Genomic DNA, 13,187 nt, shown 5'->3' with positions numbered 1-13,187 from the left:
TACGGGCGCAAGACCGAGTCGGCCGAGGCCACGGGGATGCGCCAAGGCCCAGGTCCTAAGAAGTCATCTCATTTGGTGAGTCTGCGGTAGTAGATGAGGGTGCAGGCGATGCTGGTGAAGGCGAGGAAGTGATCGGCCTTGCGTTCGTAGCGTCGGTGGAGGCGGCGGCAGCCGGCGAGCCAGGCCATCGTGCGTTCTACGGTCCAGCGATGGCGGCCCAGCCGTTGCGAGGACTCGACTCCCTTGCGGGCGATGCGGTGCGTGATGCCCCGCTCGCGTAGGCCATCGCCGCAGATGGGCGTAGTCGTAGCCCTTGTCGGCATGGAGCTTGGCGGGCTTGCGCCGGCGCCGTCCGCGGCGTGAGCGGATCGGTGGGATGCCCTTCACGAGAGGGATCAGGGCCTGGCTGTCGTGCAGGTTGGCACCGGAGATCCCGACGGATATGGGCAGACCCGACCGTTCCGTGATCAGGTGGATCTTCGAGCCGTACTTGCCCCTGTCGACAGGATTCGGACCTGTCAGGTCCCCCTGCGCAGGGCCCTCATGTTCACCGAGTCGATCGCGCACCGCGACCAGTCCAACTCGCCACGGGCACCGAGTTCGTCGAGGACCAGGCGGTGAAGCTTGGCCCACACCCTGGCCTTCGACCACTCCGAGAACCGCCGATGGGCTGTCACTCCCGACGGCCCGAACGACGCCGAAGGCACCTGCCGCCAGGTACAACCCGACGTAGCCACGAACACGATCACGGCCAGCACCTCCCGGTCACCGTGCCGCCGCCGCCCACCACCCTGAGACCGCGACGGCGCCTCCGGCACCACCCGCTGGAACAACTCCCACAACTCGTCCGGCACCAGCCGCTCCACGATCCCCACCATGGCCCACAGATTACCAAGTGCGCCAAATGAGATGACCTCTAAAGTGCGAGACGCGGGTCGATGCCGCCCGAGCAGCCTTTCGACGTTTCGGCTACGCCGTGGGCGCAGTCTCGCAAGCCTGGCCTGGGACCGCATCCCGGCCATGGGTCCTGCTCAACGCATCACTGAATAGGTCATCGGAGACCCTGTCTCTGTCGACGCAGTACTCGCGCAGCGGGCACTCGTTGCACAACGGCTGCTTCGACCTGCACGTGGTGTTCCCGAGGAGCCGTAGCGCTGCCATGCGCAGCGGAGCCTTCTCCCCGGCTCCAACCAACTTCACCAGGTTCACCCGGCCGTCACTGAGCCTGTTCGTACGATCTGAGGTGCTGCCACTCAGGCGAGCTGCGACTCGCAGGGATCCTTGTCCCACCAGCAGAAGGTCCTCGCCGATCAGTAGCCGGTAGAGGTTCGTCTCCGCAGGCTTCATCTTCAGGCGCTCGGGGACCGCCTCTGGCGCCCCCCAGACGCTCGGCTTGTCCACGACCTCGGCCAGCCTCTCGATCCGAGCCCGCGCTGCGACAGAGGGGGCTGCGTCTGCGAGAGCCTGGAACGCGGCCTGGGGCAGGGACTTACGCCCCTTGACGATCTTGGTCATCTTCTCAAGCTGGGCAGGCTGCACCCTGGTACCGGAAAGCAGCGCCACTACCGCGGCGTGCAACGTGGACACTTGCTCGCCCGGCAGTTGATACCAAGCATCAGTCTTGGTCTGTGCCTCGGCCCACGCGGTCAAGTCTCGGCGCACCGTGCGCCAGTGCGGCTGGAGCTCGCCTTCAACCTTGGGGTCATCGTCCCTGGGCAGCAGCGCCTCTGCTGCTGCCTGCCCGAGCAATGGTGGCACCGCGTTGCCGATCTGGCGGAAAGCATCACTACGTGTACCCGCAAAACGGAACCGGTCGGGGAAGGTCTGAACTCGAGCGGCTTCCCTCACGGTCAGGGTGCGGTGTTGCTCCGGGTGGATGTACCAGTAGCCGTCTTTGGCGATATGGGCGGTAATTGACCTGCTGAGGTCCGCCCAGTCAAGCTTCTTGTACTTGTCCGTGAAGTGGTTCGCCTTGTAGCGCTGCAGCTCCGGAGCGATGTCCGAATACAGCGTCTTGGAGTCCATCCCGGAGAAAATTTCCCAGTCGTCTGAACGGACCCGACGGGTCATGTGGTCCCAGACGCGGTCCTTCGGTGCCCGCTTACGCATTTCCTTTGCGAACCAGGAAAGCTTGGGCACCTTGCTGTACGGCAGCTCACGCTGCCCGATGCGCTCCCTGGGCTCGACAGGGAGAACTGGCAGATCGCCGATGGCGTCCTGCAGAGTGGTGCGCTGCTCAGACGTCAACGCGTTACGCCACTCGAATTTCTCTACGTCGTTCCTGGCCAGGAGGATCAGACGCTTCCGATGCTGCGGCACTCCGTAACGCCATGCATCGACGAGACGGACCTGTGTCGCGTAGCCCAGCTCCTCAAGCTGCTGCTCGATCGTGCGCACCACGAAGAAGTCGTCACCGAGCCCCATGTCGGGCACGTTCTCCATGAGGATCGCACGAGGCTGGACCCGCTTTACGACGTCGAGGTAGGCGCTCCAGAGCTCCTTGCGCCGGTCATGCGGGTCCCGTCCGTGATGTTCCACGAGGCTGCGGATCTTGCTTCGTCCAGCTCTGCTGAACGGCTGGCAGGGGGGCCCGCCGGCGACCAAATCGATCTTGGCGGACTTCAGCATCTCCACGAGCTTGTCGCGCTCTTCCGGATCGCCCAAATCCATACGCAGGCTCATACCCGGGAAGTTTGCGGCGTGCGTTTCCAAGGCCCGCTCGTCAAAGTCGACTGCAGCTGCGACGGTCCAACCAGCCCTCTCGAGCCCGAGGCTCAAGCCGCCGGCGCCGGAGAAGAGGTCGAGCGCGAGACGTTTGTCGCTGCCGAAGTTCTTCAGCCACCTGTCGAACGTCGCAGGCGTGCAGCTCTTCCTGTGACGCTTGAGCTCCAGACAGTCACTCCGCTCAAGAGGCACGCCGTAGTACTGCTGCGTCACAGTACAAACCTCCACGGGATGAGAAGAACGAGCACCAGGAGATCACAGAACCTCTGGCGCGGGCAAGGGAACCAGTCCCTACCAGGAAGAACAAGACCAACTGTGGGTCGCCCTAGGCGACCCAGGAACATTATGAAGGTTTCAGTTCCTGAGGTTGTTGCGGCGTCCTGGTACTTCCTGAGGTGATCGATCATACGGCCTAGCACCGACAGGATCGCCGAATCTCGGCCCCTGCCGGTCAACGCTTGGCCGGCGGACACCTGCGTCAACGGAGGCATCGCCCGGCTGGACACGGGGACCCTGGGATCCCAAACCGATGGCTTGTGCACCAAGGCGAGCGTTAGCAGCAGAGGTGAACTGCGTGAACACGCGTCCGGCACAGGATGCAGGGGAACAAGGAACCGAAACCCTTTGGGCCGACAGATGATGGTGCCGCACCTTTTGAGAGTGCTTCGCGTCTCTGCGTGGCGTTCACGGAGGGCGTCCGCGACAGCTCTCACGGCGGGGCAGTGGGGTGCATTCCCGCCGCCGGACGCACTCGATGTAGGTGGGGCCGCGGGTCGAGCGTGCTGGGTGGTGCCGACAGCGGGCAGCGGCTAATGGTGGTGATTAGGTTCCGGAACTTCTGGTTGCTAGTCCTGCATCAGCTCAAGTTGCTCCACAAGTCCGTGGGCCCACTGCGGCTCCGGAAGGGCATCGAGGACGTCTCGCTGAGCCAAGATCAACTGCGCAAGAGCGTGCATTTCAGTTACAGACGCGGCATACACGTACCAACGACCCCACTCCTGCCCAATGCCGCAGCCTGCGCGCTCCGTGAGCTCAGCGAGCAGCTGAGCCCGCTCAGCATCTGGGACGACGCCCACCAGCGGGTGATCTGCGTGGTGGCTGGTGTCGTGGCTGCCAGAGCAGGAGTAGAAGGTCGCGGCTCGGGCCGCGCTGAGGGCCAGGCTCAGTCCGCCCACTCCGACGTCGTTGAACTGGAACACGGACATGCGATCCGCGTAGTGCACATCGTCCGCTTCTTGTATGGCATCCAGGATCTCTGTGATGCCGTCCTGCGCGCCTGACTTTGCAGCCTGGGCGAGGATCTCCGCCTCATCCTTGAGGCACGCCACGACGTCTTCCCAACTGGGCAGCCCAACGCACTCATACCCGTGGTGTTCCGTGAAGCCGCTGGCCACGTCCTCTGCGGTCAAGTCATCACGCAGTTCGGCTATTTCGTAGTCGAGTTCAATCTCAACATCGAAGGTAGGGATCATGCCCGCAATGATGCCGGAGGGCACTGGCGTTGGAGCTCTTTAGCTCAGAACCGCCACGCTTCGCGTGTCTTGCGTGAGCGATGCGTGAGCGATGCGTGAGCGGACAGGTTGGCATCAGTGTGGACCCAACGTCACACGACTTGTGGCTGCGCTCGCCTGACCAGCGGAAACGAGACTCTGCGGCATCGCGCGGCACCACCCGTCATGATCTTGTAGGCTCTCGTAATGCGTAGGTCTCGGGTTCGAATCCCGAAGGCGGCTCCAGTGCCACCATCCCTCGGCCTCGCCGTGCTCCCAGAGGTGGTTACTGGCCTGCACAAGGTCTGACTTCTTGTTGGTGAATGGTCGAGCCCCTGGCCCAGGGCCAGCGGTGGAGTCGCTGAGCCCCGAGCCATCTAAGGGGTGCCGCTCAGGCAGACTTGGCAGTCGTGCCGCATTCTCGGGCGAGGAGCTCGGCGATTTCGTGGAGACGGAACTTCGGGTCGGGAGCCTCGGCGATCATTTCGATGAGCAGGTTGCTGAAGTCGTCCAGTGCGGGGCTGCCGAGCCCAGCCGCGTTCATCCCGGCGTGCCCTTCCCGGAGTTGCGCGATGATGCGGGCGGCGTCGGCGTTGGCGGCGGTCGTCATGCCGACACTTCCGCCCGCTCGGACCCGGTCTCGCAGAGGACACGGGTGAGCGTGTCCCACACCTGGTCGGGGTCCCCGGTCTCCAGGATCATCCCGGCTGCCACGTCGAGCGCCTTGTCGATACGCCCGCCGTTGTTCTCCTTTTCTACGTCGATGGCGCGCAGGGCGCGGACAACGTGGGGGCGGGCCGCCGCATGGGCGGCGGGCAGCCGGTCGGTGGCGTTCGCCAGGTCCCAGCCAGCCGGGACCTGGTATGCCGCCGGGCAGTCGTCGTAGGTGACGACCCTGGGAGTACCTTTGCCGCTGCCCAGGTGGACGTCCAGGCGGAGCCGGGACGCTTCCCGGAACAGGGCGGTGATGCCCGGCCCCATGCCGTCGAGGATCACCTCGCGGACGGCGTACCCGTGCCGGCGCAGCAAGGCGCGGGCGAGCCAGACGGCGGTGCCGGGATCGGTGAGGTGCCTGTCGTAGACGAGGGTGGCGGTGCCGTCGGCGGCACTGAAGTCGCGTATGTCGGCGGCCTTGCCGGGGGAGGTGGTTCCGCGTCGGACCGTGAGGGCGAGGTCGAGGGGGATCGTGGCGGTCACAGCGTCACCTCGGTCTGCTTGGTGGGGATACGGGTCGTGACGAACGGCGCGGGCATGCCAGGCATCGGTACTCCGAGCGCCTCGGCGAGCAGGTACCGGGCGCCAGTGTCGTGCTCCAGTTCGCTGCGTCCGGTCGGCATGGTGAGCCGCAGCTCACCCGTCGTGCGCTGGATGATGACGGCACCGAAGAACGACCGGTCGATGGCCGGGGAGTCGGTGAGGGTGACGCCCAACTCGTTGATGAGCAGGGGCAGGGGGGTGTCCATCAGATGGTCGGCGGACGGCTTCGTGGCGGAGACGGTCACAGCGTCACCTCCGTGGCCTTGTCGGTGTACAGCTGGCGGAGGCGGAGGAAGATGTCGTCCGCGAGTTCCTTGGCCTTCTCCGGGGTGTACACGTCCGGGAGGGACTTCCGCATCGCCTCGTCGACCGCCCCGGGGAGGACGGCGGCGAGCCGGTCGAGGAACGTGGTGGGGGCGGTGGTGGTGGCCTTGTCTGAGCCGGAGGAGGTCATACCGGCATCACGCCTTGGTGGGCGAGGAGGGCGCGTGCGGCCCACAGGCGGGTGGCGGGAGCCTGTCCGGCGGGGACAGCGAGGAGACGGGTGCCGTCCTTGAGCTGCAGGTAGTGCCCGTACAGGCCGTCGAATGGACCTGTCAACTCCACCACCTTGATGCCATGCGTAGCGGTGAGCACCTCGAACACGGTGGTGGGTCGTTGACGACAGCCATGATGCGGGCGGAATCCTGCTCGACACGGGCCTGCATTCCTGCTTCGGGATTGAGGGCTTCGGGCTGTGGAGGCAGAGAAGCTAGGTGCTTGGTGACGCCGACGGGAGTAACACCTGTTGCTGTTTTCGCCATGGTCTTGCTCCTTCGACGCAGGAGTTGGGTCCAGACCTCGGGACCGTTTGACGTAACCACCGGCCGAGGACGTTCTGCTTTCGGTGGTAGTCGCCCTGGCGAGGGCGGAACAGGCGTCCTCCTCCGTTCGGGGGACGCTGCTCCCGAGACCGATTTCCGCCCTGCTACGAAGCGCGTATAATGCGCCTTTTTGGGGATCTTGGGTGACTGGTAGGCCGCGACGAGGACCGTGGTTTCGGCTTGGTCGGCAATGAGGGCGGCGGGGGCGACGACGGAGCGGACCACGAATTACGCCGCTGCGCTCCGCGGGCGGCCATCGCCGCTACTCCCGTTACCAGCTCCGCATCGCCGCCCGCGCCCGCGAACTCGTCGACGGCGGCACCCCGATCGAGGCCGCCTGCCGCATCGTGATCCTTGAGGACCAACTCGAGGAAGCCCAGCGGATCAACGCCGAACACCACCGAGACACCAAGCCGCCCGGCATGCCGACCTCGGCCTGAAGCGCTGCGCGTCCGGTGGAAGGCCGGCAGGTGCCGGACACACCTGCCGGAAGTGAGCCGAGGACCATCTCCCCTGCGGTTGTCACGCCCGAAAGGCTGCTCTCGCCTTCGGTGTGGGTGCTCTGTTGCGCCGATGCTTCTTCGCGCAGGATGTCCGTCGGCTGGTCGGGGCGGCGTCCGCGGGCGGTTTCGACGCGGTGAAGGGCTTCGGCTGGGGTGTCAGAGGCAGCTTCCCGGACGCGTACCGCCTCGTTCGTGAGGTGCCCTTCGGACTACGGTGAACTCCAGCCCTTCGCCGCCGACCAACGGTCGGCATCCCGCGCTGTGAAGGGTGAACACCCTTCCGGCAATGCTGCGCTCGGGGCCGGCCGATATCTATGGCCACGATGTGAGGGTTCAATGCGCCGCGCCGGGAGCCTTTTTACCGCAGCTAAGAGGCTCGAATCTTTCACCGTACGCGGACCATTACGGCATGCTACTGTCGATCTCGGTTGCAGTTGTGGTTCCCAAAACTTCAAGCTTCCCCGTGGGTATTTTCGACCATAGGAAGCTTCATTGTATATCCGGTTTTTCTCCGGGCGGGGCATCATCGCGGCGACGCGGAATCCGTGCACGACGGATCCCGACGTACCTGCCCCGAAGGAGATATGACATGGCGTCAGGCACTGTGAAGTGGTTCAACGCAGCCAAGGGTTTCGGCTTCATCGAGCAGGACGGTGGCGGCGCTGACGTGTTCGCCCACTTCTCGAACATAGCCGCCCAGGGCTTTCGTGAGCTGATCGAAGGCCAGAAAGTCACCTTCGACATCGCACCGGGCCAGAAGGGCCCGACGGCCGAGAACATCGTTCCCGCCTGACACTGACGCGCACTTCGGAGCTGGGGCCCGCATCCTTCGGGGTGCGGGCCCCAGCTCCGGGCATTCTCCCGGACTGGTGCCACCTGCGGTGAAGCCCGCCCCCGCAGAGTTTTCTCGCAGTCCACTCTTTCCGAGTCCCGCCTACCGGTGGGACTGGATTCCTCGCCTCAATGGCGTCGCCCGTTCCATGGCCTGCCTCCCCATCCGGGATCATCCGCAGGTTTTATGTGATTCCCCATTCTGCTCGGCCCGTTCTTGTGATTCCCCGCGCTGTTCTTCCGCTGCGGGAATTCCTTGATACGTGCCGTATCAAGGAAGGTTCTGAATGAACCCCACTCGTACGAACAATCGCTCTTCCCGTGCCCGCAGTCGTACCGCCGACTTCGGCCGGGGCGGTAGCCGCTTCAACTCGACCGCCCCGACCCGTTCCGCTGCCCCGGCCCGTTCCGGCGGTTCGGGCCGCTCGGGTGGCCATGGGCGGCGGCCCGCCGCGGTCCAGGGCGAGTTCGCCCTGCCGGTCACGGTCACTCCCGCGCTGCCCGCCGTCGAGGCGTTCGCCGACCTCGACATGCCTGCACAGCTGCTGGCGGCGCTCACCGCGCAGGGGGTGAGCGTTCCGTTCCCGATCCAGGGGGCGACCCTGCCCAACACCCTCGCGGGCCGCGACGCCCTGGGACGCGGGCGCACCGGCTCGGGCAAGACCCTCGCCTTCGGACTGGCCCTGTTGGCCCGCACCGCCGGTCAGCGTGCCGAGCCCCGTCAGCCGCTGGCCCTGGTCCTCGTGCCGACGCGTGAGCTGGCCCAGCAGGTGACCGACGCCCTGGCCCCCTACGCCCGCTCGGTGAGGCTGCGCATGGCCACCGTCGTCGGCGGCATGTCGATCGGAAGGCAGGCCAACGCACTGCGCGGTGGTGCCGAGGTCGTCGTGGCGACGCCGGGCCGGCTCAAGGACCTCATCGACCGCGGTGACTGCCGACTTGACCAGGTCGCGATCACCGTGCTCGACGAGGCCGACCAGATGGCCGACATGGGCTTCATGCCCCAGGTCACCGCGCTTCTGGACCAGGTCCGCCCCGAGGGCCAGCGGATGCTGTTCTCCGCCACCCTGGACCGTAACGTCGACCGCTTGGTCCGCCGCTATCTCAGCGACCCGGTCGTCCACTCCGTCGACCCCTCCGCCGGTGCGGTCACCACGATGGAGCACCACGTGCTCCACGTGCACGGCGCGGACAAGAACCGTACGACCACCGAGATCGCGGCCCGCGACGGTCGGGTGATCATGTTCCTGGACACCAAGCGGGCCGTGGACAAGCTCACCGACCACCTGCTGGCCAGCGGAGTGAGGGCCGCCGCACTGCACGGCGGGAAGGCGCAGTCCCAGCGCACCCGGACCCTGACCCAGTTCAAGACCGGGCACGTCACCGTACTCGTGGCCACGAACGTCGCGGCTCGTGGCATCCACGTCGACAACCTCGACCTCGTCGTCAACGTCGACCCGCCGACCGACCACAAGGACTACCTTCACCGCGGCGGCCGAACCGCCCGGGCAGGGGAGTCCGGCAGCGTCGTCACCCTGGTCACCCCCAACCAGCGCCGCGAGATGACCCGCCTCATGACCGCCGCCGGCATCGTGCCCCAGACCACCCAGGTCCGATCCGGCGAAGAGGCACTCGGCCGCATCACCGGCGCCCAGGCACCCTCCGGTATTCCCGTGACGATCACCGCGCCGGTGGCCGCGCGGCGTGAGCGCAGCCGCAGCGCATCCTCTCGCGGCCGGCGCAGCCCCGCCTCCGCGGCACGGCGCGTGACCGCACATCAGTCCTCCTTCGACGCCGCAGCCTGAGAACTCCGTGATCCGGAAACTCACCCACCACTGCCGGAGGCACCTTTTGACGCTGGTCCAGATGCAGCCCCGTTCGACGAACGCCACTGCCGCGGGCAGGACGGTGGCCGACGCCATGGACACCGCCGGGCCGCAGGTCTGTGATGACATGACCGTCGAGGTTGCCCTGGCCGTCATGGCCAGTGCCCGTACCGGGCATCTGCTCGTCTGTGACGACAGCGGCCGGTGTACCGGACTGGTCACCCACGCCCAGCTCGCAGCAGTTCGCGACGGCTCCGCGTACTCGGACAGGGTCCGGCTGCGGGACATCCTCGGCGACCGAGGGGACCGGGGGCCGTTCACCTCGCCCGTGACCACCATGGCCGAAGCCGGGCACATGATGTGCTACAGCGACGTCGATGCCGTGCCCGTGGTCGACGAACACGGCAGTGTCCTGGGCGTCCTCGCCCTCGCCCGCTGAGCCGTCCGATCTGCGGCAGAACCACTCCTCTTCGTTCCTCTCCCTGTGAGGCATCATGCGCTGTGTCATCGCCCGCTTCCCGTTCGACCTCACCAGGAGCGGCGTCCTGGAATCGATGAAGGGCATCAAGCCCGAGCACGCTCCCGGCGAGTCCGTGATCATCGGCCGACGCACCTACCCCGTCAAGCAGGTCGGACAGGTCATCACACGGCAGGACCGCCGCGACTTCAGCGCCGGAGAAGTCCTGCGGGCCATGGCCCGCCTCGGCTTCACCTGCCGCGACCTGGCCCCCGCCCCCACACCCACTCGGGTGGTCAACCCGTTGCAGCAGGCTTCCGCGATGCTCGGGGCTCCTGTGGCCGCTTGAGCGACGGGCAGGCCTGAGCCGCCGACGAGCAGTGGTGAGGGTCCGTTCGGAGCATCCGGGCGGAAAAGTCGCCCGGGCGGGCCGAGTGCGCAAGGACCTCCCACCCCCGCTGCCTCCAGACGGCTTCGGGAGCCAGTCGGCTTACCACCCTGTCGCGTCGGCCTTTGGGCTCGGCGCACACTCCGATACGGGGGATGGGCCCGGCCGGCTACTTCAGCTTGCAGGCTCAGCGGGCTCTGGGGGATAGGTGTGCCGGCCGACCGTCGGGGATGCTTCGGAGACGTCGGCGCCGTGGTCGGCGTCGCGGCGGGTGACGCCGGTGCCGTACCAGTCCAGGCACATCACGGTGGCGTCGTCGTCCAGGCGCCCGTCATGGGCATGGACGACGTGCTCGATCAGGACGCGGGCGGCCTCCCGCGGGTGCAGGTCCTGGGTGCTCTCGACGAGGGCCGGCAGATCGAGGTCCGCAGCGCTGCGCTCCAGCATTCCGTCGGTGAGCATGACCAGCCGGTCGCCGGCTTGCAAGTCCAGCTCCTGGACCGAGTAGGTGTGGGGCGCCAGGAAGCCGAAGGGCATGTCGACGGCCGGTGTGATCTCCTCGACCTTCCCGCCGCGCAGGCGCAGGGGCCAGGGGTGGCCGGCGTTGATGAACTCGGTTCGACCGTCGTGCAGGCTGATCCGCAGCAGTTGGCCGGTGACGTAGCGGCCGCCGCTGTGCTCGACCACGGCCCGGTCGGCGCTTCGCGCCTGTTCGTTGAGGTCGGCCCCCTGCCTGCGGGCGCGGCGCAGTGCGCCTACGAGGAGAGTGGCCAGGAGCGCGGCATCCACGTCGTGCCCCATGGCATCGGTGACCGACAGCTGGACGTAGTCGCGGTCTATGACGTAGTCGAAGGTGTCGCCGCCGACATGCTCGGCCGGCTCCAAGGCCCCGGCGACCGCGAACTGGGCCGCCTCGCAGGCCAGCGACGTGGGTAGCAGCCGGTGCTGAATCTCGGCGGCCAGGCCCAGTGGGGAGGTACGCCGACCCCACTGGTACAGGTCGGTGAAGGGCCGGTTCGCGATAACGATGTAGGCCAGGGCGTGGGCGCTCCGGCTGATTCTCAGCAACGTGTCCGCCCCGGGGTACTGGGGCAGATGGAGCTCCAGCAGCCCGAGCGCGTCCCCGCGATTGGTGACCGGTGCGATCACCCGCGTCCACGTACCGCCCTCTATGGCCTCTACGTGCGGCCGTTGGGTTCGGATCACCTTGTCGTAGACGGTGCCGGAGACGGGGATCGGATCTGCGGAACGCTCCAGGTCGATGTCGTGCGCGGTGCCCAGGCGGACGACGGAGGCGCCCGTGAAGTCGGTGATCAGGAACGACACCGACCGAGCCTTGAGCTGTCTGCGCAAAGAAGCGGCTATGACGTCGACGGACTCCACCGGCGGCGCGGCCTCCGCCGCGGCCAGCGCCTCACCCAGGCCGTCCTTCTCGCTGTCCCGCATGGAAGCGACCTCCCGCCGGCGTGCCCGCGTGTACGTGCCTGGCGACACGACTTTCCGGCCGAACACGACAGGCAAGCTACCCCACCGCAGGGCACGGCTTACTACTCGGTCGGGCGACGCGCCCCTGACACGACGGGTCCGCTCGTGCGCGGGTGTCGTGTTCCGGCGATGCGCCGCGGGCCGCCGCAAGGATGCGCAGCCGTGGTGAGGGCAGCGAGCGGTCCTTCGTACAGTGGTCCTCCCGACGGACACCGCGGGCTTCCCTTTGGCGGGCGCCTCGGAAGGCGATGAGCCGCCTGTTGGACGCGTCGAAGCGCGATCCGTCCAGGGACGCCGACTTCTGACCCGTCCGGGAGAAGCTGCACTTCATCAGTGGCGACCCGTGGCGACCCGTGGCGTGCGTCCCTGATCGGCTACTTGGCCTTTCTCGCGCTCCTCTTCTACGGGCTCGCCCACGCCTACTGGGCCTTCGGCGGGGACGGGTTCCCGTTCGGCGCCGACGACGCCAACCCGGAGTATTCGGCCTTCGAGCAAGTCGGCCGCGACCGGCTGGCGCCGTGGATCGCGGGCGGGTTCCTGGGCAGCGCGGCGGTCGCTCTCCTCCTCGCGCTGCCGGGCCGTCGGCGGATACCCGCCCGGGTACTGGTGGGCGCCTCCGCGTTCTCGGCGGGCGCGGTGTTCTGCACGCTCGCCGACTTCCGCATCCTCGGCAATCTCGCCTATGTCTTCATGCTGAAGTTCAGCGCGATCAACTGGACGGTGATCAATCAACTGTTCGCGGTGGTCTCGGTGGGCCTCATGCTCGTCTCGGCGATCATCTACCAGCGCCGCACCTCCGGCGCGTGCACCGGCTGCGGGCGTACCGGCTCGGGCGCCGGATGGACCTCGCCGGAGGCCGCGTCCCGCTGGGGCAAGTGGGCCGCCCGCACGGCAGTCGTCGTCCCGCTGCTGTACGCCGGCACCCGGTGGGCCTGGGCCCTGGGCATTCCGCTCGGCATCTCCGAGGAGCTGTGGGAGGAGGGCAAGGAGGACAACCTCTGGATCGCCGGCGCCGCGCTCGCCACCATGGGAGCGCTCGGCTCGCTGCTCACCCTGGGCCTGGTGCAGCGCTGGGGCGAGGTCTTCCCCCGGTGGATGGTGGGTCTCAGGGGCCGACGGGTGCCGTTGAGCCTGGCTGTCGTTCCGGCCACGCTGGTCTCCGTCATGGTGACGATCGCCGGGGTCATGTACATCCGACTGCGCTTCCAGGGGGCCTTCGACAACCAGAAGGACGACTGGAGGGCCACTGTTCCGGAGATGATCTGGCCGGTCTGGGGCATCGCCCTGGCGGCCGCCGCGCTCGCCTACTACTTCCGGCGGCGCGGGGCGTGCAAGCGCTGCACCCGCGGCTGAGCCGAGCGGG

Annotated in this window: 13 protein-coding genes and 2 pseudogenes; 6 read left to right on the top strand and 9 right to left on the bottom strand. The window is 67.2% G+C overall.

All coding sequences use genetic code 11. The annotated features are described in order from the left end of the window. Positions 1-68: 68 nt before the first annotated feature. The 8 genes and pseudogenes from N7925_RS15765 to N7925_RS15730 all read right to left on the bottom strand — a co-directional run bounded on the left by N7925_RS15765 (position 69) and on the right by N7925_RS15730 (position 6,071). Positions 69-878, bottom strand: a pseudogene (locus N7925_RS15765) (IS5 family transposase). Between the two features lie 91 nt (positions 879-969). Continuing rightward, positions 970-2,937, bottom strand: a complete 1,968-nt coding sequence (gene dcm / locus N7925_RS15760) for a DNA (cytosine-5-)-methyltransferase (protein WP_274344202.1) — start codon at positions 2,935-2,937, stop codon at positions 970-972. Between the two features lie 632 nt (positions 2,938-3,569). Further along, entirely contained in the window at positions 3,570-4,196 is a 627-nt protein-coding gene (locus tag N7925_RS15755; protein ID WP_274344201.1) for a hypothetical protein, read from the bottom strand. Between the two features lie 409 nt (positions 4,197-4,605). Then, complete coding sequence (locus tag N7925_RS15750) at positions 4,606-4,824, bottom strand: hypothetical protein (RefSeq protein ID WP_274344200.1); 219 nt, start codon at positions 4,822-4,824, stop codon at positions 4,606-4,608. After that, positions 4,821-5,411, bottom strand: coding sequence for a hypothetical protein (locus N7925_RS15745; protein ID WP_274344199.1), 591 nt, complete (start codon positions 5,409-5,411; stop codon positions 4,821-4,823). The genes N7925_RS15750 and N7925_RS15745 overlap by 4 nt, the downstream gene beginning before the upstream one ends. After that, on the bottom strand, positions 5,408-5,716 hold the full coding sequence (locus N7925_RS15740) for a hypothetical protein (protein ID WP_274344198.1): 309 nt from the start codon (positions 5,714-5,716) through the stop codon (positions 5,408-5,410). The genes N7925_RS15745 and N7925_RS15740 overlap by 4 nt, the downstream gene beginning before the upstream one ends. After that, positions 5,713-5,925: a hypothetical protein gene (locus tag N7925_RS15735; protein WP_274344197.1), complete on the bottom strand. Its 213-nt coding sequence runs from the start codon at positions 5,923-5,925 to the stop codon at positions 5,713-5,715. Before N7925_RS15735 ends, N7925_RS15740 begins: the two co-directional genes overlap by 4 nt. Next, positions 5,922-6,071 (bottom strand): hypothetical protein, encoded by a 150-nt coding sequence (locus N7925_RS15730; protein WP_274344196.1) that lies wholly within the window; start codon positions 6,069-6,071, stop codon positions 5,922-5,924. The genes N7925_RS15735 and N7925_RS15730 overlap by 4 nt, the downstream gene beginning before the upstream one ends. A 490-nt stretch (positions 6,072-6,561) precedes the next feature. On the opposite strand from N7925_RS15730, the pseudogene N7925_RS15725 reads away from it, so the two are divergent. The 5 genes and pseudogenes from N7925_RS15725 to N7925_RS15705 form a co-directional block, all read left to right on the top strand. Then, positions 6,562-6,774 (top strand): annotated as a pseudogene (locus N7925_RS15725) (MerR family transcriptional regulator); the annotation flags it as partial. A 652-nt stretch (positions 6,775-7,426) separates the two neighbouring features. Next, positions 7,427-7,630 (top strand): cold-shock protein, encoded by a 204-nt coding sequence (locus N7925_RS15720; protein WP_097933814.1) that lies wholly within the window; start codon positions 7,427-7,429, stop codon positions 7,628-7,630. Positions 7,631-7,955: 325 nt separating this feature from the next. After that, complete coding sequence (locus N7925_RS15715) at positions 7,956-9,473, top strand: DEAD/DEAH box helicase (protein WP_265600235.1); 1,518 nt, start codon at positions 7,956-7,958, stop codon at positions 9,471-9,473. 46 nt (positions 9,474-9,519) lie between these two features. Next, positions 9,520-9,933: a CBS domain-containing protein gene (locus tag N7925_RS15710; protein WP_274344195.1), complete on the top strand. Its 414-nt coding sequence runs from the start codon at positions 9,520-9,522 to the stop codon at positions 9,931-9,933. A 55-nt stretch (positions 9,934-9,988) separates the two neighbouring features. Then, on the top strand, positions 9,989-10,300 hold the full coding sequence (locus tag N7925_RS15705) for an SCO5918 family protein (RefSeq protein WP_265600233.1): 312 nt from the start codon (positions 9,989-9,991) through the stop codon (positions 10,298-10,300). Positions 10,301-10,513: 213 nt separating this feature from the next. Here N7925_RS15705 and N7925_RS15700 read toward each other — a convergent pair whose 3' ends face one another. Further along, positions 10,514-11,785, bottom strand: coding sequence for a PP2C family protein-serine/threonine phosphatase (locus tag N7925_RS15700; protein WP_274344194.1), 1,272 nt, complete (start codon positions 11,783-11,785; stop codon positions 10,514-10,516). A 372-nt stretch (positions 11,786-12,157) separates the two neighbouring features. Between N7925_RS15700 and N7925_RS15695 the strand changes: the two genes are divergently transcribed. Continuing rightward, positions 12,158-13,177: a hypothetical protein gene (locus N7925_RS15695; protein WP_274344193.1), complete on the top strand. Its 1,020-nt coding sequence runs from the start codon at positions 12,158-12,160 to the stop codon at positions 13,175-13,177. Positions 13,178-13,187 lie beyond the last annotated feature (10 nt).

Origin of the sequence: Streptomyces sp. CA-278952, assembly GCF_028747205.1 — a bacterium.
Taxonomy (GTDB): domain Bacteria; phylum Actinomycetota; class Actinomycetes; order Streptomycetales; family Streptomycetaceae; genus Streptomyces.
This window is presented reverse-complemented; position numbering and strand designations above follow the sequence as displayed.